Origin of the sequence: Pseudomonas sp. NFPP02 (assembly GCF_900119355.1) — a bacterium.
GTDB classification, from domain to species: Bacteria; Pseudomonadota; Gammaproteobacteria; order Pseudomonadales; family Pseudomonadaceae; genus Aquipseudomonas; species Aquipseudomonas paracarnis.
This window is the reverse complement of record NZ_FPJI01000011.1, coordinates 182,906-208,325: the sequence shown is the minus strand read 5'-3', so window position 1 is coordinate 208,325 and position 25,420 is coordinate 182,906. Positions and strand designations below refer to the sequence as shown.

Here is a 25,420-nt window from a genome sequence, read left to right as displayed (position 1 = left end):
CCTGTAGTTCCGCCTAGGGGCGTTATTCGATCTCCAGCAAAACCTGACGGTTGCGCACCTGGTCGCCCGTCATGACGCGCATCTCCTTGACGGTGCCATCGATGCCGGCCTTCAACGGGTGCTCCATTTTCATCGCTTCGACCACCAGCAACAGTTGGCCTTTGCTGACGGTCTCACCGACGCACACCCGTATATCGACGATGGCGCCGTCCATGGGCGCCTGGACCGTGCCGCTGCTGGCGTCGGCCTGGCGGCTGGCGACTTGCTGGGTGCGGTCTGTGACGGTCAGCCCTGGTAGCCATAGCCGGTTGCCGTCCAGGTGATAAGCGATGCGGCGGCGGACCCCCTTGATGACGAGGCTGGCGTGACGGCCGTCGGTGGTGAGTTGCAGGTCGTCAACGCTGACGCTCTGGAGTTGGCCGTTGGCCTCCAGACGGTACGTTACGGGGACACTCGCCGTATTGCGCCAGCGCGCAAGTGTTTGGGTGTGCTGGTTGGCGCTGTGTTGATAAAACAGCGCGGCGGCCAGCTTGAGCTGTTCAGCGGTCGCCGTCTGCTGTGGGATGACGCTGAAGTGTTCGGCGATCAACCCCGTGCTGAAGTCGCCATTGATAAAGTCCGGGTGCTTGAGCAGGTCGATGAGCAAACGCTGGTTGGTCGCCACGCCCAGCAATACGCTGTCTTCCACGGCCCGCAGCAGTTTTCGCCGGGCTTCTTCGCGGCTGGCGCCGTGGGCGATGATCTTGCCCAGCATCGGGTCGTAGAACGGGCTGACGGTTTGGCCTTCAAGCAATCCATGGTCGATGCGTACGCCGGGGGCTGGTTCCCAACGCAACACGTCACCGGTTTGCGGCAGGAAGCCCTGGGCCGGGTCTTCGGCGTACAGGCGTACTTCCATGGCGTGGCCGGTCAGGGTCACCTGTGATTGGGTGAGTGGCAGCGGTTGGCCGGCGGCGATCTGCAACTGCCAGTCCACCAGGTCGAGGCCGGTAATCATCTCGGTGACGGGGTGTTCGACTTGCAGGCGCGTGTTCATTTCCAGGAAATAAAACTGGCCGTTGCGGTCGAGCAGAAACTCCACGGTGCCGGCACCTACATAGCTCACCGCCCGCCCGGCCTTGAGCGCGGCTTCGCCCATGGCCTGGCGCAGATCGGGCGTCATCACGGGGCAGGGCGCTTCTTCAATGACTTTCTGATGGCGGCGCTGTATCGAACAGTCGCGTTCGCCGAGGTAAATGAGGTTGCCATGGCTGTCGCCGAACAGCTGCACTTCCACGTGGCGCGGGTCGATCAGCGCCTGTTCGAGGATCAACTCGTCGCTGCCGAACGCATTCATGGCTTCCGAGCGTGCGGTGCGCAGTTGCTCCAGCAGCTGTTCGCGCTGGTGCACCAGGCGCATGCCACGCCCACCGCCACCGGCGCTGGCCTTGATCATCAGTGGGAAGCCGATGCGTTCGGCTTCCCGTTGCAGGGTGGCATCGTCCTGGGCACTGCCTTGATAACCGGCGATGCAAGGTACGCCGGCGTCGAGCATGGCGAGTTTGGACAGGCGTTTGCTGCCCATCAGTTCGATCGCCTCGGCGCTGGGGCCGATGAAGGTGAGCGTGGCCTGCTGGCAGGCGCGGGCGAAGTCGGGGTTTTCCGAGAGGAAGCCGTAGCCGGGGTGAATGGCGTCGGCGCCGGTCAGTTGGGCGGCGGCGAGGATGGCCTCTGTGTTCAGGTAGGACTGGTGGACGGGCGCCGGGCCGATGTGTACGGCTTCGTCGGCCATCTGCACGTGCAGGGCATCGGTATCCGCGTCGCTGTACACGGCCACGGTGCGGTAGCCGAGGGCCTGGGCAGTGCGCTGGATGCGGCAGGCGATTTCACCGCGGTTGGCGATCAGGATCTTGGTGAATGCGGGCATTGGGTTATCCCTTGGTGGATGTGGCGTGTGTTGGGGCTTCTTCGCAGGCAAGCCAGCTCCCACATTTGAAATGTCTCCCCCTGTGGGAGCTGGCTTGCCTGCGATGGCGTCATCGAGACCAACTCGGCTTTCGCTTCTGCACAAACGCCTGCGTCCCCTCGACCCCTTCTTCGCTCCTCACCGCCTCGGCAAACCACTGCGCCCCGCGATCCAGCACGGCCTCAAGGGGCTCATCCACACTGGCCAGCAACAGCGCTTTAGTCCGTGCGTTCGCCCCCGGCGCACACTGCAACACCTGCCCCAATACCTCATCCACCCGCTGCGCCAATGCCTGGGCGTCGTGCTCGACAAAATGCACCACTCCCAGCCGCCCAGCCTCCACCCCATCAAACCGCGCCGCCGTCAGCGCCAGGCGCCGCGTGTGAGTAAGGCCAATACGCTTGACCACAAACGGCGCAATCTGCGCCGGCAACAAGCCCAGGCGGGTCTCGGGCAAGCCAAACTGCGCCTGGCCCTCTGCAATCGCAATATCACTCACGCACGCCAGCCCGAACCCACCGCCCAGCACCGCGCCTTGCAGCACCGCGATCACCACGGGTGTCAGTGCCTGCACCTCTTGCAGCAAGGTGCCAAATGCGCGGTTCAACGCTTGCAGTTGATCCCCCGCGCTGACCAGATCCTTCACATCGGCCCCCGCGCAAAAATGCCCGCCCGCGCCGCTGATCACCACGGCGCGCACCTGGCTGTCCAACTGCGCCAGTACCGCGCGCAGCTCATTGACCATTTCAAGGCTCATTGCATTGCGGCATTCGGGCCGGTTGAGGGTGATATGCAGCACGCCGTTGTGGGCTTCTAGCAGCAAGGTGCTCATGGCTTTTTACCGGGCAGGGTGCCCATCAGTTTGCAGATGATGCCCAGCATGATTTCGTCGGCACCGCCGCCAATCGACACCAGGCGCACGTCGCGATAGGCGCGGGCCACCGGGTTGTCCCACATGAAGCCCATGCCGCCCCAATATTGCAGGCAGCTGTCGCTGACCTCACGGCCCAGGCGCCCGGCCTTGAGTTTGGCCATGGAGGCCAGCCGCGTGACGTCCTGGCCCTTGATGTACTGCTCGGTGGCCTGGTAGACCAAGGCGCGCAGGCATTCGATTTCGGTGGCCAGTTCCGCCAGGCGGAAGTGGATCACCTGGTTGTCGATCAACGCCTTGCCGAAGGTTTGGCGCTCCTTGCAGTATTCGATGGTGCTGTCGATGCAGTACTCCAGGCCCTTGATCATATTGGCCGCGCCAAACAGGCGTTCCTCCTGGAACTGCAACATCTGCATCATGAAGCCCGCGCCTTCGTGGCCGATGCGGTTGCGTTGCGGTACGCGCACGCCGTCGAAAAACACCTGGGCGGTCTCGGAGCTGTGCATGCCGAGTTTTTCCAACGGCGGGCTGACGCTGATGCCGGGGCTGTTCATCGGCACCATGATCAGGGATTTGTTGATGTGCGGCTTGTCGTCCGAGGTGTTGGCCAGCAGGCAGATGAAGTCAGCGCTGGGCGAATTGGTGATCCACATCTTGCTGCCATTGATCACGTAGTCGTCGCCGTCCTTGCGCGCATGGGTCTTGAGCCCGGCCACGTCGGAGCCGGCGCCGGTTTCCGAGACGCCGATGCAGCCCACTTGTTCGCCGCTGATGGCCGGGCGCAGGAACTCTTCGCGCAGTTCATCGGAGCCGAAGCGCGCCAGGGCCGGAGTGCACATATCGGTCTGCACACCAATGGACATGGGGATGCCGCCGCAGCGGATGGTGCCGAACTCTTCGGCGGCGACAATGGAGTAGCTGTAGTCCAGGCCCATGCCGCCGAATTTTTCCGGTTTGGAGATGCCCAGCAGGCCGAGGTCGCCGGCCTTGCGGAAGATTTCGTGAATGGGGAAGCGCCCGGCTTTTTCCCATTCATCCACGTACGGGTTGATCTCGCGGTCGACGAAGGCGCGCACGGTGCGGCGCAGTTCCTGGTGTTCCTGGGTGAAGATCATTTTTATTGTTCTCCCTGTTGGGACGCGGAGCGTCCTGGTTTGCATTCCCACGCGGAGCGTGGGAACGATCACCCACGTGGAGCGTGGGAATGATCAGCGCGCCACGCCGAAGGTGTTCGGTTGCAGTTGCCGCAGTTCGGCTTCGTGACAGATATCCAGCAAAAATCCGAGCAAGGTGCGGGTGTCCCGTGGATCAATCAGCCCGTCGTCCCACAGGTTGGCGCTGCCGTAGAGGGCGGTGGACTGGCTGTCGAGCTTCTGCGCGGTGACCTGTTCGAGCATGTCGAGCACCTTTGGGTCGGGCACCAGGCCGTCCTTGAGTTGCTTGGCCTCGGTGACAATGCGCAGCACCTTGCCCGCTTGTGCGCCGCCCATCACCGCGGTGCGGCTGTTGGGCCAGGCGAAGATAAAGCGCGGGTCCAGGCCGCGGCCGCACATGGCGTAGTTGCCCGCACCGTAGGAACCCCCGACCACGATGGTGAGTTTAGGCACGCGGGCATTGGCCACCGCCTGGATCATCTTCGCGCCGTGCTTGATCACCCCTTGCTGTTCCGACTCGGTGCCCACCATGAAGCCGGTGGTGTTATGCAAGAACAGCAGCGGCGTACGGCTCTGGTCGCACAGCTGGATAAACTGCGCGGCCTTGCTCGCGCCCTTTGGGGTGATGGGGCCGTTATTGCCGATCACTCCCACGGCGCGCCCCTGGATATGCAGATGGGCGCAGACGGTGTGGGGGTCGAACTCGCCTTTGAATTCCAGCAGGTTGGAACCGTCGGCCAGGCGCGCCAGGATCTCGCGCACGTCATAGGGCTTTTTCGGGTCATCGGGAATCAGCCCCAACAGCTCTTCAATCGGGTACAGCGGTTCGCGATAGGCGCGGGGGGGCGCGTGCGGCAAGCGGTCATTCCAGGGCAGCAGGCCCACAATTTCACGCACGATGCGCACGCCGTCGGCATCGTCTTGGGCCAGGTACTCAGCGGTGCCTGCGGTTTGCGCGTGCATCTGCGCACCCCCCAGTTCTTCATCGGTGGCGACTTCGCCGGTGGCGGCCTTGAGCAACGGTGGCCCGGCGAGGAACAGCTTGGCCTTGCCGCGCACCACCACCACGTAATCCGAGAGGCCCGGCTGATACGCACCGCCGGCCGTGGCCGAGCCGTGCACCACGGTGATCTGCGGCAAGCCCATGGCGGACATGCGTGCCTGGTTGGCAAAGCTGCGCGCGCCTTCGACGAAAATCTCGGCTGCGTAGTTGAGGTTGGCGCCGCCGCTTTCGGCGAGGGTCACCACTGGCAGTTTGTTCTCCATGGCGATCTGTTGCAGGCGCAGGGATTTTTTCAGCCCGGAGGGGGAAATGGTGCCGCCTTTGATCGCGCTGTTGTTGGCCACCACCAGCATGCGCACGCCGCTGACATAGCCGATACCAGCGATCAGCCCGCCACCGGCGGCGCTACCGTCCTTGTCGTCGTGGAGTTTGTAGCCGGCCAGACTGGCCAGCTCCAGGAAAGGCGCGCCGGGGTCCAGCAGCAGGTTGAGGCGCTCACGGGGCAGCAATTGGCCGCGCTTGTCGAACTTGGGCTTGGCTTCCTGGGCCTTGGCCAGCAGGGTGTGTTCCAGTTGGCGTAGCTGGGCAATGGACGCCAGCATGGCTTCGCGGTTTTGCGCGAACGCTGGGCTGTTAGGCTCGATCATGGTTTCAATGATTGGCATGGCGTTATTGCTCCGCCTTGAGCACATCCGGCAGGTAGGCGCGGTGGAACCCGTTGAATGGCTCGCTCGGCGCCTGCGCCTTGTGCAGCGGCCATGCGCGGCTGCCCAGGCTGGCGGCGCCGTCGATGCGCAGGGTGCTACCGCTGATAAAGGCCGCAGCCGGGCTGAGCAGGAAGACGATGGCCGCGCTGACTTCCGACTCGGTGCCGATGCGCTTGAGCGGTACATGCTCACGCAGGGTGGGAATCACCGCCTTGAACGCGCCTTCGTAGGTGTCCATGCCGCTGGAGGCAATCCAGCCAGGCGCCACGGCGTTGACGCGCACCCCGGCATAGCCCCACTCAAACGCGGCGGTCTTGGTGACGTTGTCCATGCCGGAGCGCGCCGCGCCGGAGTGGCCCATGCCGGGCATGCCGCCCCACATGTCGGCGAGCATGTTGACGATCGCGCCCCCGTGCTTGCTCATCGACTGGTTGAACACTTCCCGCGCCATCAGGAAACCGCCCACCAGGTTGGTGCGCAGTACGGTTTCAAAGCCCTTCTGATTGATCGCCGCCAGTGGCGACGGGTATTGGCCGCCCGCGTTATTCACCAGGCCATGGATGGGGCCGTGGTCGTGCAGGATCTGCGTGACCAGCGCTTTCACCGCCTCTTCCTCACGAATGTCACAGGCATGCCAATGGGCGACGCCGCCATCTTCAGCAATTTCCGCCGCGACCTTCTGCAGTTTTTCTGGCTTGCGCCCCACCAGGATCACGCAGGCACCAAGGGCCGCCAGCTCATGGGCGGTGCAGCGGCCAATGCCACTGCCGCCTCCGGTGACAATCACGGTTTGCCCCTTGAACAGGTCGGCTTTGAAGATCGAGTCGAAGGCCACGGCGACGGTCCTTTAGGTGAGTTGATCGGCAATGTATTGCGGCACGGCGATGGGGATTTCCAGCAGTTGCTGAGCGAAGGCTTTGCCTTGCGGGTCGATGCGCAGGCTGGCGATACCGCCGCCGCCCAGGGCATTCTCCAGCAGGAAATTCAGGCTGTGGCTGCCGGGCAAGTACCAGCGTTCGACGCGGCCATGGATCGGGTCGAGCACGTGGTCCATCCAGTCGACGATCACCTCCGGGGTCAGGGCTTCGGCGATCCACGGCAGGTAGTCAGGGTGGCGAGCGATCACGCCGATATTGCTGTGGTTGCCCTTGTCACCTGAGCGCGCCACGGCGAGTTTCACCAGCGGCACACTGGCATCGGCACGGCCCTCCGGCTTGGCCGGCTCGATGGGCACAGCCGGCGTGAGCAGAGACGCGGAGGCGGGCAGCTCGACGGCATGACGTTGGCCTTGGTACTCGATGGCGACGCTACACCGTGATTTGTCGACCAGGAACGAAAACAGCCGAATCAGCGGATACACCGTCGGCCGCCCGCCAACAATGCCGGTCAGCCCCGGTGCCATGCCGGTGGCCGCCTGGGCGATCTCGCGAGCGAACAGCACCAGCGCCTGCTTGTTCGGATGCCGCACCGCCAGCTTCACCACCACTTCACGGCAATCCGCACGCCGGGCGTGGGCGCCGTAGGTGGCTTCGCTGCCAAGCAGTTCGATGTTGACGTCGGTGTAGGGCGCCCAGCCGCGCTGGCTGAATAGCTCCGAAGTCTTGTTGATGAGCGCCTGGCTGACCCGCTCGGCCTTGGCCACCGCGTCGATGCCAGCGAGCAGGCAACTGGCGGTGCAGCGAAAGCCATCGGGGTAGGTGGCGCTGACCTTGTACTGGTCGGTGGGTGGCAGGCCCTTGGCGCCGTGCAGGCGCACCGCGTGTTTGCCTTGTTGCTGCAGTTTGACCTGGCTGAAATCGCAGATCACGTCCGGCAGCACATAGGCGCGCGGGTCACCGATTTCATACAGCAGTTGTTCGGCCACGCTGAGTTCGCTGATCAGCCCCCCGCTGCCTTCGACCTTGTTGACGGTGAACTGGCCGTCGGCGCTGACTTCGACGATAGGGAAGCCGATGTGTTCGTAGTCGGGCACGTCACGCCAGTCGGTGAAGTTTCCGCCGGTGCATTGGGCGCCGCACTCGATGATATGCCCGGCCAGGGCGGCCTGGGCCAAGTGATCGTAGTCCTGCCATGACCAATTGAATTCATGCACCAGTGCCGCGCTGACCACTGCGCTGTCGACCACCCGGCCGGTGATGACAATATCAGCGCCGAGCCCCAGAGCCTGGGCAATGCCCGGTGCGCCGAGGTAGGCGTTGGCGGACACGCACAGGGGCGGCAGCGGGGCGCCGTTGTACAGGTCGGTGACAGTCGGCAGCTGTTTGAGTTGAGGGTGCAGGTCATCGCCGAGCAACACGGCGATTTTCAGGGGGATGTGGGCGTTATCGCAGGCCGCTTGCAGGGCGGCGGCGCAGGCCTGGGGGTTGATACCGCCGGCATTGCTGACCACTCGGATGCCCTGGCGCTGGATATCCGCCAGCAGGGGCGTAAGCACCTCGACAAAATCCGTGGCGTAACCGGCCTTGGGGTCTTTCAGGCGGGCACCGGCGAGGATCGACATGGTGACTTCCGCCAGGTAATCGAACACCAGGTAATCCAAGGCACCGCCCTGCACCAATTGGGCGGCGGCGGTGCAGGTGTCGCCCCAGAAGGCGCTGGCGCAGCCGATACGTACCGTCTTGCTCATGAGAAATCCTTCCTCCAAGGGCTGGTGCCGAGACTACCAAGCAAGCGCTTGGTTTGTAAACTCCAGTCACAAGTTTTACCCAAGCGCTTGCTTGGGTGGCAGTCACGGCCTAAATTGCCGGCCAAGACGACAGTAGACGTGAAGGAGAGCAGCATGGATGAGCACAAAGCCCTGGGGGTGATGCGCACCATGGTCGATGGTGGCCAATTGACCGACCCCGAGAGCGCCCGCGGCAAGTTGCTGCAAACCGCAGCTCATCTGTTTCGCAACAAGGGGTTCGAGCGCACCACTGTGCGAGATCTGGCCAGCGCCGTGGGCATCCAGTCCGGCAGCATCTTTCATCACTTCAAGAGCAAGGATGAGATATTGCGTGCGGTGATGGAGGAAACCATCCATTACAACACCGCGATGATGCGCGCTTCACTGGAAGAGGCGAGCACGGTGCGCGAACGCGTGCTGGCGCTGATCCGCTGCGAGTTGCAGTCGATCATGGGTGGCAGTGGCGAGGCCATGGCGGTGCTGGTCTACGAATGGCGCTCGCTGTCGGCCGAAGGCCAGGCGCACGTGCTGGCCCTGCGTGACGTGTATGAGCAGATCTGGTTGCAGGTACTGGGCGAGGCCAAGGCCGCTGGCTACATCCGGGGCGATGTGTTTATCACCCGGCGCTTCCTCACTGGCGCCTTGTCCTGGACCACCACCTGGTTTCGCGCCCAAGGCAGCCTGACCCTTGAAGAGTTGGCCGAAGAGGCTTTGTTGATGGTGCTGAAGTCGGACTGAGGCGCAAGTTATTAATTTGCTGGCGAAAGTTGTCTCCCCCAGTAAAAACGCCTAGCTTATCGGCATTGAACTCTTCAACGGTGCGTGCCTCGATGTTTTCGCCATGGCGGCTGGCTGCAGGACTTACTTTATGGGCACTGGGCACCGCCGCGTGGACGCAGGCCGGTGCCGCGCAGTTGGTGAGAATCGGCGCGGCGCATTTTCCGCCCTACACCGTACGCCCTGAACAAGGCGCCGACACCGGGTTGCTGCCGCAATTGGTCGAGGCGTTGAACGCTGCGCAAACCGATTACCAGTTTGTGGTGGTGCCTACCTCGATCCCCCGGCGTTTTCGTGACTTCGAGCAAGGCCGGGTCGACATGGCGATCTTCGAAAACCCGTCCTGGGGTTGGCAGAATATTGCCCATACCAGTGTTGATATGGGGCTGGAAGATGCGGAAATATTCGTTGCCCAGCGTCAACCCGGGCGCGACCAGAGCTACTTCGCCGACCTCACCGGTAAGCGCCTGGCGGTATTCAGCGGGTATCACTATGCCTTTGCCGACTTCAATCCCGATCCCAAGAACATGGCCGAGCGTTTCAACGCGACGTTGACCTATTCCCATGACAGTAATTTGCTGATGGTTGCTCGTGGGCGTGCGGATATTGCACTGGTTACCCGTTCGTACCTGAGTGATTTCATGGTGCGCAACGCAGACATGGCGGGGCAGTTTTTGGTGTCGGAGCGTATTGACCAGGTGTATCACCACTACGCGTTGTTGCGGCCCAAGGCACCGATCACTGGTCCGGCGTTTGCCGAACTGCTCAAGCGTCTGCGCGACAGTGGCCAGATGCTGAAGATTTTTGAGCCGTATCGTATTGATGTGACGGCGCTGCCCTGAGGTCTTAGCAAGTAAAATCCTTCGGGCTCAGTGGGATCAACTGTGGGAGCTGGCTTGCCTGCGAAGACGGCCTGACAGTCAACGCAGTTGGACCGTGTACATATCCATTCCTGCGGTAACGGCTACTTAGGGTTCCGCTTTTACAGCGGCTCACTTTTGAAAAGCGCAAAAGTAAGCAAAACGCTCTTGCCCCACCACTCGGCACCTCGCCTAGGCTCGGTGTGCCCGTAATCCGCCAGTGATTTGGGGGGCCGCCGCCACGCGCCATCCATGGCGCGGGGCGGCTAAACCGGCATCCCTGCCGGTTTACCCCCCAAATCCCTGTCGAATTCCGGCCAGCGTGGTTTAACGGGGCGCCTAAGATCAAAAGCCAGATCAAGATCACAAGCAGATCAAGATCACAAGCAGATCAAGATCACAAGCAGATCAAGATCAAGAGCGGCTCGCTTCGCATCGTAGTTACCGTGGAGCCCTTACCCACATATGTCTGCGCTGCATTAAACCCGCCGCGCAAACGTATCGCTATGACTGCCCGACACCTTGCGGCAATGCACCAGCGCATCGCGAATCATGAAGTTCACCAAGGTCGGAGACACCCCAAGCTCCTTGGCGATGTCTTTTTGCGGCACGCCATGCAAGCGGTACATCTCGAACGCGTAGCGGGTGCGCTGGGGCAGTTGCGTCAGGGCGTCGGCAATGTTTTCCAGGGTGTTGAAATTGATGTGCGAGGTTTCCGGTGAAGCGCCGTGAATAACCACATTCAAGCCTTCCTCTTCGGTCCCGGAGTATTTGAGCTCCAGGGCCTGCTTGCGGTAATGATCGATCGCCAGGTTGCGCACGATCTGAAACAGATAACTCAGTTGGGCCTTGAACGATGAGGTGATGGTCGGCGCCGACTGCAGCCGGAAGTAGGCGTCCTGCACCACGTCTTCGGCGCGGGAGCGGCACCCGGTGATACGGGCCGCGATCTTCACCAAAATCAGTCGATTGTCGACGAACGCCTGGAGAAGGGGTGAATCGCACCTGCCTGTGGATACTTGTTCCGTCATGGAAATCACCTTGCTGCGAATAGGTTAGGGGAGGGCATCCCTGCTGAGGCCTCCTACATATCGGGCAACAAATTATGCTTAATGATAATGATTGTCAAATGAGAAGACGAACTAATCTTATGCCTTGGGCAAAGGTGTGAACCACGTCTCGCTCGCCCCCGGCGACTAATTATTTGAAGGCTCCGTCCGTTCTCATGGGTGACAGGTTCGTTAGTACAACGGCCAAGGATCAGCACCCGCAGGAGGACCAGATGGGTTTTTATCGTGCATTCAGCGTGTTTCAGTTCGGAGTCCTCGCGGGATGAGTACGTCCCTGCGGCTGCGCCTGTTTTGCCTGCCCCACTCAGGCGCCAGCGCCTCGGTCTACGCTCGCTGGCGCCGGGTCCTGCCGGACTGGCTGCAAGTGTGCCCGCTGGAATTGCCGGGACGCGGCATGCGCATGGACGAGCCATTGCAGCGCGATATCAAGGCCTTGGCCGCGCAGCTTGCTGAAGAAATCAGCCGTGATCTCGATGGCCCCTATGCCTTGTTCGGCCACAGCCTTGGCGGGCTGTTGGCGTTTGAATTGGCTCACGCTCTGAACGCGCGCAATCTGCCCGCGCCCCTGGCGTTGTTCGCGTCCGGCACGGCGGGCCCGGCGCGTCGTGATGTGAGCGAGTACGCCGTCGAAAAGACCGATGCCCAACTCATTGCCCGGCTGCGCGAATTGCAGGGCACCACCGAAGAAGCCCTGGCCAACCCCGAGCTGATGCAACTGATGTTGCCGATCCTGCGCGCTGATTTCCTGCTGTGCGGCAGTTTCACCTATGGCGAGCGTCAGCCTCTGACGCTGCCGATTCACGTGTTCGGTGGCAAGCAAGACAGCGTGCGTGCCGACCAGTTGCTCGACTGGCAACTCGACGCCGCCAGTGGGTTTTCCCTGGACATGTTTGACGGCCATCACTTCTTCCTCGTGCAGCACGAAAGCGCCGTGCTGCGCTGCGTGCGTCGCTATGCCGACGAGCACTTGGCGCGCTGGCGCATTGGTGCGACGCGGCAGCTCGTCGCCGGCTGAACCCCACCGACTTCCCGAATTTCCCGTAAGCCGATTTCAGGCAGGAACCCCATGATGGACGCCTTCGAACTCCCCCGCACCTTGGCCCAGTCCCTTCAACAGCGTGCTGCGCAGACGCCGGACCAGGTGGCGTTGCGCTTCCTCGCCGAGAGTGCCGAGCACAGTGTGGTGCTCAGTTATCGCGACCTCGACCAACGCGCCCGCACCATCGCCGCCGCCTTGCAAGCCAACGCTGGCCTGGGCGAGCGTGCGGTGTTGCTGTTCCCGAGTGGCCCGGACTATGTGGCGGCGTTCTTTGGTTGCCTGTACGCCGGGGTGATCGCGGTGCCGGCGTATCCACCGGAATCCACGCGTCGTCATCACCAGGAGCGCCTGCTGTCGATCATCAGCGATGCCGAGCCGCGGCTGCTGTTGACCATTGCCAGCCTCAGCGAGGGCTTGGCGCAGATTGAAAACGCGCCCAAGGTGTTGAGCGTCGACACCCTGGAGGCGCAGCAGGCCGACCAGTGGGTCGAGCCCGACCTCAAGGCGGACGACATCGCGTTCCTGCAATACACCTCCGGCTCCACCGCATTGCCCAAAGGCGTGCAAGTCAGCCACGGCAACCTGGTGGCCAACGAAGTGCTGATCCGCCGTGGTTTTGGCATCGACCTCAACCCCGATGACGTGATCGTCAGCTGGTTGCCGCTGTACCACGACATGGGCCTGATCGGCGGCCTGCTGCAACCGATCTTCAGCGGCGTGCCCTGCGTGTTGATGTCGCCGGCCTACTTCCTTGGCCGACCTTTGCGCTGGCTGGAGGCGATCAGCGAATACGGCGGCACCATCAGCGGTGGCCCGGACTTCGCCTACCGCCTGTGCAGCGAACGGGTCAGTGAGTCGGCCCTGGAGCGCCTGGATTTGAGTCGCTGGCGCGTCGCCTATTCGGGTTCCGAGCCGATCCGCCTCGACACCCTGGAACGCTTCGCGGAAAAATTCGCGGCCTGTGGTTTCACCCCGAATAATTTCTTCGCCTCCTACGGCCTGGCCGAAGCCACCCTGTTTGTCGCCGGCGGCACCCGTGGCCATGGCATTCCCGCCCTGCGCCTGGACGAACAGGCGCTGGCCGCCAACCGTGCCGAACCGGGGCAGGGCCCTGCGATCATGAGTTGCGGCACCAGCCAGCCGGACCACGCCGTGCTGATCGCCGACCCGCACACCCTCACCGAGCTGCCCGACCAGTGCGTCGGCGAACTCTGGGCCACGGGCCCGAGCATCGCCCACGGCTACTGGCGCAACCCGCAAGCCAGCGCCAAGACCTTCGTCCAGCATGCTGGCCGCACCTGGTTGCGCACCGGTGACCTGGGTTTTATCCGCGACGGTGAGGTGTACATCACCGGGCGCCTGAAAGACCTGCTGATCGTGCGCGGCCACAACCTTTACCCCCAGGACATCGAACAGACCATCGAGCGCGAAGTGGAAGTGGTGCGCAAGGGGCGGGTCGCCGCGTTTGCGGTCAATGACCAGGGCCTGGAAGGCATCGGCATCGCCGCGGAAATCAGCCGCAGCGTGCAGAAAATCCTGCCGCCCGAAGCGCTGATCAAAGCGATCCGCCAAGCCGTGGCCGAGGCCTGCCAGCAAGCTCCGAGCGTGGTGGTGCTGCTCAACCCAGGCGCTTTGCCGAAGACCTCCAGCGGCAAAGTGCAGCGTGCGGCCTGTGCGATTCGGCATGCCGATGGCAGCCTCGACAGCTACGCGCAGTTCCCCGGGCAGCCGGGGCAGGCGAGCGAAGTGGCGCTGGAATCGGACCTGCAACAGCAGATCGCGGCGATCTGGTGCGAACAACTGCAACTGGCTCATGTGGCGGGCGACGATCACTTTTTCCTGCTGGGGGGCAACTCCATCACCGCGACCCAAGTGGTCGCCCGCCTGCGCGAAAGCCTGGGGCTGGAACTGAGCCTGCGCCTGCTGTTCGAAGCGCCGACCCTCGCCGCCTTCGCCACGGCCGTCGCGCAACTGCAACAGGATGGCGGCGTGGCCCAAGGCGCAATCCACGTGCTGTCACGTCAAGAAGACCTGCCCCAATCCCTGGCACAGAACCGCCTGTGGATCACCTGGCAATTGGACCCTCACAGCAGTGCCTACACCATTCCAGGCGCCTTGCACCTGCGCGGCGAGCTGGATGAAGACGCACTGCGCCACAGCTTCCAGCAACTGATCCAGCGTCACGAAGCCCTGCGCACGCGCTTCTACGAGCGCGACGGCCAGGCGTTCCAGCGTGTCGAGGCTACGGCGGATTTCGAACTGTCGACCATCGACCTCAGCGACTTGCCAAACGCCGTGCGCGAAGCCCGTGCGCAAGAGGTTCGCGAAGACCAGGCGCGCAGCCCGTTCGACCTGGAAAAAGGCCCGTTGCTTCGGGTTACCCTGGTGCGCCTGGGCGATGAAGAGCACCAACTGCTGGTGACGCTGCACCACATCATTGCTGACGGTTGGTCGCTGAATATCCTGATCGACGAGTTCTCGCGCCTGTACGCCGCTGCCGCCCAAGGCCAGTCCCTGGAGCTGCCGCCGCTGGCATTGCAATACGCCGACTACGGCAGTTGGCAGCGCCAATGGCTGGCTGAAGGCGAGGGCCAGCGACAGCTGACGTACTGGAAAGCGCAGTTGGGTGACGAGCATCCGGCCCTGAACCTGGCCACCGATCACCCGCGTGCCGCCCAGCATCGGCACAGCGCCTCGCGCCATCGCCAGCGCCTGGATGCGCGCCTCAGTGCGGCGATCCGCCAGACCGCCCAGGCCCATGACTCAACACCGTTCATGCTGCTGCTGGCGACGTTCCAGACCTTGCTCTATCGCTACAGCGGCCAGCGCGACATCCGTATCGGCGTGCCCAATGCCAACCGCCCACGCCATGAAACCCAGGGCCTGATCGGCTTCTTTATCAACACCCTGGTGCTGCGCGCCGAGCTGGACGGGCGCCTGCCGTTCAACCAACTGTTGGCCGCCACCCGCGAGACCACACTGGCCGCCCAGGCCCATCAGGACCTGCCCTTCGAACAACTGCTGGAAGCCTTCCCCCAGGCCCGCGAGCAGGGCCTGTTCCAGGTCATGTTCAACCACCAGCAGCGCGACCTCAGTGCCTTGCGCCGCCTGCCGGGCCTGCTGGCCGATGAGTTGCCCTGGCACAGCCGCGAAGCCAAGTTCGACCTGCAACTGCACAGCGAAGAAGACCGCAATGGGCGCTTGAGCCTGTCGTTCGACTACGCCGACGAGCTGTTCGATTGCGCGACCATCCAGCGTCTGGCCGAGCACTTCATCCATCTACTTCAAGCTGTGTGTACGCAACCACAACACGCCATCGGCGATCTGCCGTTTATGCAGGCTGACGAACAGCAACCCTGGAGCGAGGCCCCCTGCGCGCCGGCCCGGCACTGGCTGCCCGAGCTGCTCAATCAGCAGACGTCGGACGCCACCGCATTGGTCTGGCAGGACGGCAGCCTGACATTCGCCCAATTGCACACCCAGGCCAACCGCCTGGCCCATTACCTGCGCGACAAAGGCGTCGGCCCGGACGTGTGCGTGGCCATCGCCGCCGAGCGTTCGCCGCAACTGCTGATCGGCCTGCTCGCCATCATCAAGGCCGGTGGCGCCTACGTGCCGCTGGACCCGGATTACCCCGCCGAACGCCTGGCCTACATGCTCAAGGACAGCGGCGTGCAACTGCTGCTCACCCAGACCGCGTTGCTGCCCCAACTGCCCAGCGCCGAAGGCGTGTGCGTGATTGCCATGGACAGCCTGCACCTCGACAGCTGGCCGACCCAGGCGCCAGGCTTGCACCTGCACGGCGATAACCTCGCCTACGTGATCTACACCTCCGGTTCCACCGGCCAACCCAAAGGCGTGGGCAACACCCACGGCGCCCTGGCCGAGCGTTTGCAGTGGATGCAGGCCACCTATCAACTGAACGAAACCGATGTGCTGATGCAAAAGGCGCCGATCAGTTTCGACGTGTCGGTGTGGGAATGCTTCTGGCCATTGATTGCCGGCTGCCGCCTGGTATTGGCCGGGCCGGGCGAACATCGCGACCCGAACCGCATCGCGCAGCTTGTGCAGGAACATGGGGTGACCACGCTGCACTTCGTGCCGCCGCTGTTGCAGCTGTTTATCGACGAGCCGCTGGTGGCCGAATGCACCAGCCTGCGTCGCCTGTTCTCCGGCGGCGAAGCCTTGCCCGCCGAACTGCGTAACCGTGTACTGGCGCGCTTGCCAGCGGTGCAATTGCACAACCGCTATGGCCCGACCGAAACCGCGATCAACGTCACCCACTGGCAGTGCGCCGCCTCGGATGGCGAGCGCTCGCCGATTGGCCGGCCGTTGGGCAATGTGATCTGCCGCGTACTGGACGAGCAGCTCAACCCGTTGCCGGCCGGTGTGCCGGGCGAACTGTGCATCGGCGGTATCGGCCTGGCGCGGGGTTACCTGGGCCGTGCCGGGCTGACAGCCGAACGTTTTGTCGCCGACCCGCTGGGCGCGGCGGGCACCCGCTTGTATCGCACCGGTGACCGTGCGCGCTGGAACGCCGATGGCGTGCTCGAATACCTCGGACGCCTCGATCAGCAGGTCAAACTGCGGGGGTTCCGGGTGGAGCCGGAAGAAATCGAAGCGCGCCTGCTGGCCCAGGTAGGCGTTGCCCAGGCCGTGGTGCTGGTGCGTGATGCACAGTTGATCGGCTACTACACCGCCGACACCGAACTGGATGAGCAAAGGGTCAAAACCGCCCTGGCCGCCGAGTTGCCGGAGTACATGGTGCCCGCGCTGCTGATGCGCCTTGACGCCATGCCCCTGAGCCCCAGCGGCAAGCTCGACCGGCGTGCCTTGCCAGAGCCGGTATGGCAAACCCGCGAACACGTCGAACCGCACACACCTTTGCAGCTGCAAATCGCCGCGATCTGGCGCGAGGTGCTTGGCCTGCCACTCATCGGCCTGCGCGATGACTTTTTCGCACTCGGCGGGCACTCGTTGCTGGCCACGCAAATCATCTCCCGCACCCGCCAGGCCTGCGACGTCGAACTGCCCCTGCGCACGCTGTTCGAAGCCAGCGAGCTGGGCGATTTTGCCCAGCAGGTCGGGCTGATGCAGGCGGCGGGCCAGCGCAACCAACAGACTGCCATCGCCAAAGTCGACCGCAGCCAGCCGGTCCCTTTGTCCTATTCCCAGCAGCGCATGTGGTTCCTCTGGCAGATGGAACCGGACAGCCCGGCCTACAACGTCGGCGGCATGGCGCGCCTGCGCGGCGTGCTGGATGTGGGGCGTTTCGAGGCCGCCTTGCAGGCCTTGATCATGCGTCACGAAACCCTGCGCACCACTTTCCCAAGTGTCGATGGTGTGGCCTGTCAAAAGGTCTCGGCGCAAACCAATGTGCGCATGGACTGGCAGGATTTCTCCGCGCTGAATGAGCCGCAGCGCCAGCAGCGTTTGCAGCAACTGGCCGATGTCGAGGCGCACACGCCGTTCAACCTGGAAACCGGGCCGCTTTTGCGCGCCTGCCTGGTCAAGGCCGGCGAGCAGGAACATTACCTGGTGCTGACCCTGCACCATATCGTCACCGAAGGCTGGGCCATGGACATCTTTGCCCGTGAACTCAGCGCCTTGTATGAAGCCTTTATCGACGAGCGCGACTCACCGCTGCCAGCGTTGCCGGTGCAGTACCTCGACTACAGCGTATGGCAACGCCAGTGGATGGAAGCCGGTGAGCGCCAGCGTCAGCTGGACTACTGGACCGCCCAACTGGGCAACGAACACCCGTTGCTGGAATTGCCCGGCGACCGTCCGCGGCCACCGGTGCAAAGCCATCGGGGCGAGCTGTACCGGTTTGATTTGAGCGATGAGCTGGCCGCCCGCGTGCGAGCCTTCAACGCCCAGCACGGCCTCACGCTGTTCATGACCATGACCGCGACCCTGGCGGTGTTGCTCTACCGCTACAGCGGCCAGACCGACCTGCGCATCGGCGCGCCAGTGGCCAACCGTATCCGCCCGGAAAGCGAAGGCTTGATTGGCGCGTTCCTCAATACCCAGGTGCTGCGTTGCCAGCTCAATGGGCAGATGCAGGTCAGCGAGCTGTTCGAGCAGGTGCGCCATACCGTGATCGAGGGCCAGTCCCATCAGGACCTGCCGTTCGACCATCTGGTGGAAGCCCTGCAACCGCCGCGCAGCGCGGCGTACAACCCGTTGTTCCAGGTGATGTGCAACGTGCAGCGCTGGGAGTTCCAGCAAAGCCGCCAACTGGCTGGCATGACCGTGGAGTACCTGGCCAACGATGCGCGGGCGACCAAGTTCGACCTCAACCTGGAAGTCACCGACCTCGACCATCGCCTGGGTTGCTGCCTGACCTACAGCACCGACCTGTTCGACGAGCCGCGTATTGCGCGTATGGCCGAGCATTGGCGCAACTTGCTTGAAGCGTTGGTCGCCGATCCTGGCCAGCGCCTGAGCGAATTGCCGTTGCTGAGCGCAGATGAACAACGCGCCTTGCAAGACAGCCTGGGGGTGGAGAAGGGCGAGCATCGCCTCGACCAGTGCATCCATCAACTGTTCAGCCAGCAGGCCAGCCAGCGGCCGGAGGCCCCGGCGCTGACCTTTGCCGGTGTGACCCTCTCGTATGCGCAACTGGATGAGCGCGCCAACCGCCTGGCCTGGATGCTGCGCGAGCGTGGCGTGGGCCCGCAGATGCGCGTGGGCCTGGCGCTGCCGCGTTCGCTGGAAATGGTCGTCGGTTTGCTGGCGATCCTCAAGGCCGGCGGTGCCTATGTGCCGTTGGACCCGGAATACCCGCTGGACCGCCTGCATTACATGATCGAAGACAGTGACATCGGCCTGCTGCTCAGTGATGCGGCGCTGTTCGAAGCTCTTGGTGAGTTGCCGGCGACGGTGGCGTGCTGGTGCCTGGAGGATGACTCGCCGGTGCTGGCGAATTACCCCGCCGAAGCGCTGCCGTTCGTGAGTCTGGCACAACACCAGGCGTACCTCATCTACACCTCGGGCTCCACGGGCAAGCCCAAAGGTGTGGTGGTGTCCCACGGTGAGATCGCCATGCATTGCCAGGCGGTGATCGAGCGCTTTGATATGCGCCCGGATGACTGCGAGCTGCACTTTTACTCGATCAACTTCGATGCTGCCACCGAGCGTTTGCTGGTGCCGCTGCTGTGCGGGGCGCGGGTGGTATTGCGCGCCCAGGGCCAGTGGGATGCGGAGGAAATCTGCGCGCTGATCCGTACCCATCGCATCAATGTGCTCGGTTTCACCCCGAGCTACGGCAGCCAGTTGGCGCAGTGGCTGGCGACCCAGCAACAGACGCTGCCGGTGCGCATGTGCATCACCGGTGGCGAAGCCTTGACCGGCGAACACCTGCAACGCATCCGCGCAGCGTTCACGCCCCAGTTGTTCTTCAACGCCTACGGCCCCACCGAAACCGTGGTGATGCCCCTGGCCAGCCTGGCGCCCGAGCAGTTGGAGGAGGGCGCTGGCAGCGTGCCGATCGGCAGCATCGTCGGCGAGCGCGTGGCCTACATTCTCGACGCCGACCTGGCGCTGGTGCCCCAGGGCGCCAGCGGTGAGCTGTACATCGGCGGCGCCGGCCTGGCCCAGGGTTATCACCAGCGGCCGGGGATGACGGCGGAGCGCTTTGTCGCAGACCCGTTTGCTGGCAAGGGCGGGCGCCTGTACCGCACCGGCGACCTGGTACGCCAACGCGCCGATGGCCTGGTGGAGTACCTAGGGCGCATCGACCATCAGGTGAAGATCCGCGGTTTTCGCATCGAGCTGGGCGAAATCGAAACGCGCTTGCTCGAACATGAAGCTGTGCGCGAAGCGGTGGTGCTGGCACTGGATGCGCCGAGCGGCAAGCAATTGGTGGCGTACCTGGTCAGCGATGCCGAGCACGCCGCCTTGCGCGACGCGTTGAAGGCGTACCTCAAGGCGCAACTACCGGACTACATGGTGCCCGCGCATCTGATCGTGCTGCAGAGCATGCCGCTGACCGCCAACGGCAAGCTCGACCGCCGCGCCTTGCCTGAGCCGGACCCAGAGGCCAATCGCCAAGCCTACGTGGCGCCGCGCAGCGAGCTGGAACACAGCCTGGCCGCCATCTGGTGCGCGGTGCTGAACGTGGAGCAAGTGGGCCTCGACGATAACTTCTTTGAACTGGGCGGCGACTCGATTCTGTCGATCCAGGTGGTGAGCCGGGCGCGCCAGGCCGGCATTCATTTCAGCCCCCGTGACCTGTTCCAGCACCAGACCGTACAGAGCCTGGCTGCCGTGGCGACTCGCTCGGAGCTCATCATCGCCGAGCAAGGGCTGCTGACCGGCCCCTCGGGCCTCACGCCGATTCAGCACTGGTTCTTCGACACCGATATCCCGGCGCGCCAGCACTGGAACCAGGCGTTGGTGCTCAAGCCACTGCAACTGCTCGATGCCCATCGCCTGGAGCAAGCGCTGCTGGCGGTGCTGGAACACCACGACGCGCTGCGCTTGAGCTTTACCCCGCGCGATGCGCAATGGCATGCCGAACACCTGGGCGTGCCGGAAGGCGGCGTGCTGCTGCAGGCGCAGGTGCGCGACATGCACGCGTGCACGGCGTTGTTCACCGACACTCAGCGCAGCCTCGACCTGGCACAGGGGCCGCTGCTGCGCGCCTTGCTGGTGGACGGGCCGCAAGGCCAGCAGCGCTTGCTGATCGCCATCCATCACCTGGTGGTGGACGGCGTGTCGTGGCGCGTCCTGCTGGAAGACCTGCAAAATGTTTATCGCCAACTCAGTGAAGGCCAGTCCGTCAGCCTGCCGGCCAAAACCAGCGCGCTGCGTGATTGGGCTGCACGTTTGCAAGCCTATGCCCACAGTGAGTCACTGCGCGAAGAGCTGAGCCTGTGGCAAGCGCAACTAGCTGGCCCCACCGTGGCCTTGCCAGTACAGCGTCCCCAAGGCGCACGGCGCAATAGCGATGCCGAAACGGTTAGCGTGCGCCTGGATGCCGAGCGCACCTGGCAGTTGCTGCAACAGGCGCCGAGTGCCTATCGCACCCAGGTCAACGACCTGTTGCTGACCGCCCTGGCCCGCGTACTGTGCCGCTGGAGCGGGCAGGCCTCGGCACTGATCCAACTGGAAGGCCATGGCCGCGAAACCTTGTTCGATGATATCGACCTGACCCGCAGCGTGGGCTGGTTCACCAGCGCCTATCCGTTGCGTCTGACGCCGCAGGCCGAGCAGGGCGACTCGATCAAGGCAATCAAGGAGCAACTGCGTGGCGTGCCCCATAAAGGTTTGGGGTATGGCGTGCTGCGTTACCTGGCCGATGACCTGTGCAAGCAGAGCATGGCCGCATTGCCGAGCGCGCAGGTCACCTTCAACTACCTTGGCCAGTTCGACCAGAGCTTTGGCACTGACGCGCTGTTCCATCCGCTGGAGGAATCCGCCGGCCTGGCCCATGACCCGGATGCGCCATTGCCCAATGAACTGAGCATCGACAGCCAGGTCTACGGCGGCGAGCTGGTGCTACGCTGGACGTTCAGCCGTGAGCGGCATGATCAGCAGGTAATTCGCGATCTGGCCGAAGCTTACCTGGCCGAATTGCACAGCCTTATCGCCCATTGCCTGCAGGACGATGCCGGTGGCCTCACGCCGTCCGACTTCCCCCTGGCGCGCCTGACCCAGGTGCAACTGGACGCCTTGCCGGTATCGGCCAGCGCCATCGAAGACGTCTACCCGCTGACTCCGATGCAGGAGGGCTTGCTGCTGCACACCCTGCTGGAGCCCGGCACCGGCCTGTATTACATGCAGGACCGCTATCGCATCAACAGCGCCCTGGACCCGGAGCGTTTTGCCCAGGCCTGGCAAGCGGTGATTGCCCGCCACGAGGCCTTGCGCGCCTCGTTCTGCTGGAACGTCGGCGAAGACATGCTGCAAGTGATCCACAAGCCCGGCAGTACGCCGATCGAGTACCTGGACTGGAGCGCCGACCCGCAGGATCAGCAGGAGCCGCGTCTGCAAGCCTTGCTCAAGGCCGAGCGCGAAGCCGGTTTTGACCTGCTCAACCAGGCGCCTTTCCACTTGCGCCTGATTCGCGTGGGCGAGGCGCGCTACTGGTTCATGATGAGCAACCACCACATCCTGATCGATGCCTGGTGCCGTTCGCTGCTGATGAATGACTTCTTCGATATCTACACAGCCCTGGGCGAAGGCCGCGATGCGCAACTGGCGACGCCGCCGCGCTATCGCGACTACATTGCCTGGCTGCAACGCCAGGACCTCAACGAGGCGCGCCAGTGGTGGCAGCAAAACTTGCAAGGCTTCGAGCGCGCCACGCCGATCCCGAGTGACCGCCCGTTCCTGCGCGAACACGCCGGTGGCAGTGGCGGCATGGTGGTGGGCGACTGCTACACCCGCCTGGATGCCCGCGACGGTGCGCAACTGCGCGACCTGGCCCAGGCGCATCAGCTCACCGTCAACACCTTCGCCCAGGCGGCGTGGGCCTTGGTGCTGCGGCGTTTGAGTGGCGATCGCGACGTGCTGTTCGGCGTCACCGTGGCCGGGCGCCCGGTGGACATGCCCGAGATGCAACGCACCGTGGGGCTGTTTATCAACAGTATCGCGCTGCGGGTGAAACTGCCCGAGGACGGCCAGACGTGCAGCGTGCGCCAGTGGTTGAGCGCCTTGCTCGACAGCAATATGCAACTGCGCGAGTACGAATACCTGCCGTTGGTGACGATCCAGGAACACAGCGAATTGCCCAAAGGCCAGCCGCTGTTCGACAGCCTGTTTGTGTTTGAGAACGCGCCAGTGGAAGTCTCGGTGCTGGACCGTGCACAAAGCCTGAACGCCACCTCGGATTCCGGGCGTACCCACACCAACTTCCCGCTGACGGCGGTGTGCTACCCCGGCGATGACCTCGGTTTGCACCTGTCCTACGACCAGCGTTATTTCGACGAAAGCACCGTGCAAGGCATGCTCGCTGAGTTCAAGCGCCTGTTGCTGGCGCTGGTGCAGGGCTTCCATGGCGACATGGCCGAGCTGGCGCTGATTGGCGAGCAGGAACGTGAATTCCTGGTGGCGGGCTGTAACCAGAGTGAGCGAGCCTATCCGCTGGAGACGAGCTACATCGAGCTGTTCGAGGCCCAGGTGGCAGAGCATCCGCAGCGCATCGCCGCCAGTTGCCTGGACCAGCAATGGAGCTACGACGAACTGAACCGCCGCAGTAACGGCCTGGGCCACGCGTTGATTGCGGCCGGTGTGGGCCTGGACCAACCGGTGGCGTTGCTGGCTGAACGTGGGTTGGACTTGCTCGGCATGATCATCGGCAGCTTCAAGGCCGGTGCCGGTTACCTGCCGCTGGACCCAGGGCTGCCCGGCCCGCGCCTGAGCCGCATCATCGACATGAGCCGCACGCCGCTGCTGGTGTGCACCGAGGCGTGCCGCGAGCAGGCCGTCGAGTTGCTGCAAGGGGTTGATTGCCAACTGCTGGTGTGGGAGGAAGTGCCCGCCCGTGGCGAAAACCCCGGTGTCTACAGCGGCCCGGACAATCTTGCCTACGTGATCTACACCTCGGGTTCCACCGGCTTGCCCAAGGGCGTGATGGTCGAACAGCGTGGCATGCTCAATAACCAGTTGAGCAAGGTGCCGTACCTGAACCTGAGCGATGCCGATGTGATTGCCCAGACCGCGTCGCAAAGCTTCGATATTTCTGTGTGGCAGTTCCTCGCCGCGCCGCTGTTTGGCGCACGGGTGGACATTGTGCCCAATACCATCGCCCATGATCCGCAAGGGTTGCTGGCCCATGTTCAAGCACAGGGCATCACCGTGCTGGAGAGTGTGCCGTCGCTGATCCAGGGCATGCTGGCCCAGGAGCGTATCAGCCTCGAGGGCCTGCGCTGGATGTTGCCGACCGGGGAGGCCATGCCACCTGAGCTGGCCCATCAGTGGCTGCTGCGTTACCCGCAGATTGGCCTGGTGAATGCTTACGGCCCGGCGGAATGCTCCGATGATGTGGCGTTCTTCCGCGTCGATCTGGCGTCGACCCGTGGCACTTACCTGCCGATTGGTACGCCGACCGACAACAACCGCTTGTACCTGCTGGACGGCGCTTTAGAGCTGGTGCCTCAAGGGGCGGTGGGCGAGTTGTGCGTCGCCGGCACCGGTGTCGGTCGTGGCTATGTCAGCGATCCGCTGCGCACCGCCCAGGTGTTTGTACCCAACCCCTTTGGCGCGCCTGGTGAGCGCCTCTACCGTACCGGCGACCTGGCACGGCGTCGCAGCGATGGGGTGCTGGAGTATGTCGGGCGTATCGACCACCAGGTGAAGATTCGCGGCTACCGCATCGAACTGGGTGAAATCGAAGCGCGCCTGCATGAACAACCCCTCGTGCGCGACGCGGCGGTGGGTGTGCAAGAGGGGGCCAATGGCAAACATCTGGTCGGCTACCTGGTGGCCGCCGATGCCACACTCGACCCGAGCGAGCAGTTGGAGCGCATCAAGCAACGCCTGCGTGCCGAACTGCCGGAATACATGGTGCCACTGCATTGGCTATGGCTTGACCGCCTGCCCCTGAATGCCAACGGCAAGCTCGACCGCAAGGCCCTGCCGGCCCTGGAGATCGGCCAGTTGCACAATCAGGACTATGTGGCGCCGTGCACTGAACTGGAAACCACGTTGGCGGGTATCTGGGCCGAGGTGCTGAAGGTCGAGCGGGTCGGGGTGCAGGACAACTTCTTCGAACTGGGCGGGCACTCGCTGCTGGCCACGCAGATTGCCTCGCGGGTGCAGAAGACACTGCAGCGCGATGTGCCGTTGCGGGCGATGTTCGAGTGCAGCACCGTGGCGGAGTTGGCCGAGTATATCGAGGGGGTGGCAGACAATGAGATCAGTGCCGAGAAGGTGGATCGGTTGAGTGATTTGATGGCGGAGTTGGAGGGGCTTTGATCTTCGTTGTCTATCAGGGCCTCATTGCAGCATAGGCATCTACACAGCTGGACCTGTGGCGAGGGAGCTTGCTCCCGTGACGGCCTGGCAGCCGACGCTGATCGAGCTGGTGCACCGCGATCCAAATGTGGGAGCTGGCTTGCCTGCGAAGACGGCCTGCCAGCCGACACCTATCTACCTGAGGCCCCGTGATCAAATTGTGGGAGCTGGCTTGCCTGCGATAGCGGCCTGACAGCCGACACAGGTGTCAGACCGAGTACATATCCATTCCTGCGGTAACGGCCACTTAGGGTTCCGCTCTTACAGCGGGTCACTTTTGGAAAAGAGCCCCAAAAGTAACCAAAAGGGCTCCTGCCCCACCACTCGGCACCTCGCCTAGGCTCGGTGTGCCCGTAATCCGTCAGT

At 63.6% G+C, this 25,420-nt stretch carries 11 protein-coding genes; 4 read left to right on the top strand and 7 right to left on the bottom strand.

Annotated elements, in window-relative coordinates; genetic code table 11:
* Positions 1 to 22 precede the first annotated feature (22 nt).
* From BT204_RS20020 to BT204_RS19995, 6 genes are all read right to left on the bottom strand, one after another.
* Entirely contained in the window at positions 23 to 1,906 is a 1,884-nt protein-coding gene (locus BT204_RS20020; RefSeq protein ID WP_072448052.1) for an acetyl/propionyl/methylcrotonyl-CoA carboxylase subunit alpha, read from the bottom strand.
* A gap of 109 nt (positions 1,907 to 2,015) precedes the next feature.
* The gene (locus BT204_RS20015; protein WP_072448050.1) at positions 2,016 to 2,777 is read right to left on the bottom strand and encodes an enoyl-CoA hydratase/isomerase family protein; all 762 of its coding nucleotides are present in this window, start codon (positions 2,775 to 2,777) and stop codon (positions 2,016 to 2,018) included.
* Complete coding sequence (atuD, locus tag BT204_RS20010; RefSeq protein ID WP_054896351.1) at positions 2,774 to 3,931, bottom strand: citronellyl-CoA dehydrogenase; 1,158 nt, start codon at positions 3,929 to 3,931, stop codon at positions 2,774 to 2,776. The genes BT204_RS20015 and atuD overlap by 4 nt, the downstream gene beginning before the upstream one ends.
* Positions 3,932 to 4,024: 93 nt before the next feature.
* On the bottom strand, positions 4,025 to 5,638 hold the full coding sequence (atuC, locus tag BT204_RS20005) for a geranyl-CoA carboxylase subunit beta (protein WP_054920420.1): 1,614 nt from the start codon (positions 5,636 to 5,638) through the stop codon (positions 4,025 to 4,027).
* Between the two features lie 4 nt (positions 5,639 to 5,642).
* A complete protein-coding gene (locus BT204_RS20000) occupies positions 5,643 to 6,515 on the bottom strand; it encodes an SDR family oxidoreductase (RefSeq protein WP_034126811.1) in 873 nt (290 codons plus the stop codon).
* A 12-nt stretch (positions 6,516 to 6,527) separates the two neighbouring features.
* Entirely contained in the window at positions 6,528 to 8,306 is a 1,779-nt protein-coding gene (locus BT204_RS19995) for an acyclic terpene utilization AtuA family protein (protein WP_072448048.1), read from the bottom strand.
* 153 nt (positions 8,307 to 8,459) lie between these two features.
* On the opposite strand from BT204_RS19995, the gene BT204_RS19990 reads away from it, so the two are divergent.
* Together BT204_RS19990 and BT204_RS19985 are read left to right on the top strand one after the other, a co-directional pair.
* Positions 8,460 to 9,083 (top strand): TetR/AcrR family transcriptional regulator, encoded by a 624-nt coding sequence (locus tag BT204_RS19990; RefSeq protein ID WP_034126813.1) that lies wholly within the window; start codon positions 8,460 to 8,462, stop codon positions 9,081 to 9,083.
* A 92-nt stretch (positions 9,084 to 9,175) separates the two neighbouring features.
* On the top strand, positions 9,176 to 9,964 hold the full coding sequence (locus BT204_RS19985; protein WP_072448046.1) for a substrate-binding periplasmic protein: 789 nt from the start codon (positions 9,176 to 9,178) through the stop codon (positions 9,962 to 9,964).
* Between the two features lie 497 nt (positions 9,965 to 10,461).
* Here BT204_RS19985 and BT204_RS19980 read toward each other — a convergent pair whose 3' ends face one another.
* Positions 10,462 to 11,013 carry an RNA polymerase factor sigma-70 gene (locus BT204_RS19980; RefSeq protein WP_032904207.1) on the bottom strand — a complete coding sequence of 184 codons (552 nt, stop codon included), beginning with the start codon at positions 11,011 to 11,013 and terminating at the stop codon, positions 10,462 to 10,464.
* A 301-nt stretch (positions 11,014 to 11,314) separates the two neighbouring features.
* On the opposite strand from BT204_RS19980, the gene BT204_RS19975 reads away from it, so the two are divergent.
* Together BT204_RS19975 and BT204_RS19970 are read left to right on the top strand one after the other, a co-directional pair.
* Entirely contained in the window at positions 11,315 to 12,067 is a 753-nt protein-coding gene (locus tag BT204_RS19975) for a thioesterase II family protein (protein WP_072448044.1), read from the top strand.
* Positions 12,068 to 12,118: 51 nt separating this feature from the next.
* Positions 12,119 to 25,015, top strand: a complete 12,897-nt coding sequence (locus tag BT204_RS19970) for a non-ribosomal peptide synthetase (RefSeq protein ID WP_072448042.1) — start codon at positions 12,119 to 12,121, stop codon at positions 25,013 to 25,015.
* Positions 25,016 to 25,420: the final 405 nt, after the last annotated feature.

Excerpts from the sequence above, each read along its gene's own strand:
- BT204_RS20020 (WP_072448052.1), bottom strand. The coding sequence starts at position 1,906 with ATGCCCGCATTCACCAAGATCCTGATCGCCAACCGCGGTGAAATCGCC.
- BT204_RS20015 (WP_072448050.1), bottom strand. The coding sequence starts at position 2,777 with ATGAGCACCTTGCTGCTAGAAGCCCACAACGGCGTGCTGCATATCACC.
- atuD (WP_054896351.1), bottom strand. The coding sequence starts at position 3,931 with ATGATCTTCACCCAGGAACACCAGGAACTGCGCCGCACCGTGCGCGCC.
- atuC (WP_054920420.1), bottom strand. The coding sequence starts at position 5,638 with ATGCCAATCATTGAAACCATGATCGAGCCTAACAGCCCAGCGTTCGCG.
- BT204_RS19995 (WP_072448048.1), bottom strand. The coding sequence starts at position 8,306 with ATGAGCAAGACGGTACGTATCGGCTGCGCCAGCGCCTTCTGGGGCGAC.
- BT204_RS19990 (WP_034126813.1), top strand. The coding sequence starts at position 8,460 with ATGGATGAGCACAAAGCCCTGGGGGTGATGCGCACCATGGTCGATGGT.
- BT204_RS19985 (WP_072448046.1), top strand. The coding sequence starts at position 9,176 with ATGTTTTCGCCATGGCGGCTGGCTGCAGGACTTACTTTATGGGCACTG.
- BT204_RS19980 (WP_032904207.1), bottom strand. The coding sequence starts at position 11,013 with ATGACGGAACAAGTATCCACAGGCAGGTGCGATTCACCCCTTCTCCAG.
- BT204_RS19975 (WP_072448044.1), top strand. The coding sequence starts at position 11,315 with ATGAGTACGTCCCTGCGGCTGCGCCTGTTTTGCCTGCCCCACTCAGGC.
- BT204_RS19970 (WP_072448042.1), top strand. The coding sequence starts at position 12,119 with ATGATGGACGCCTTCGAACTCCCCCGCACCTTGGCCCAGTCCCTTCAA.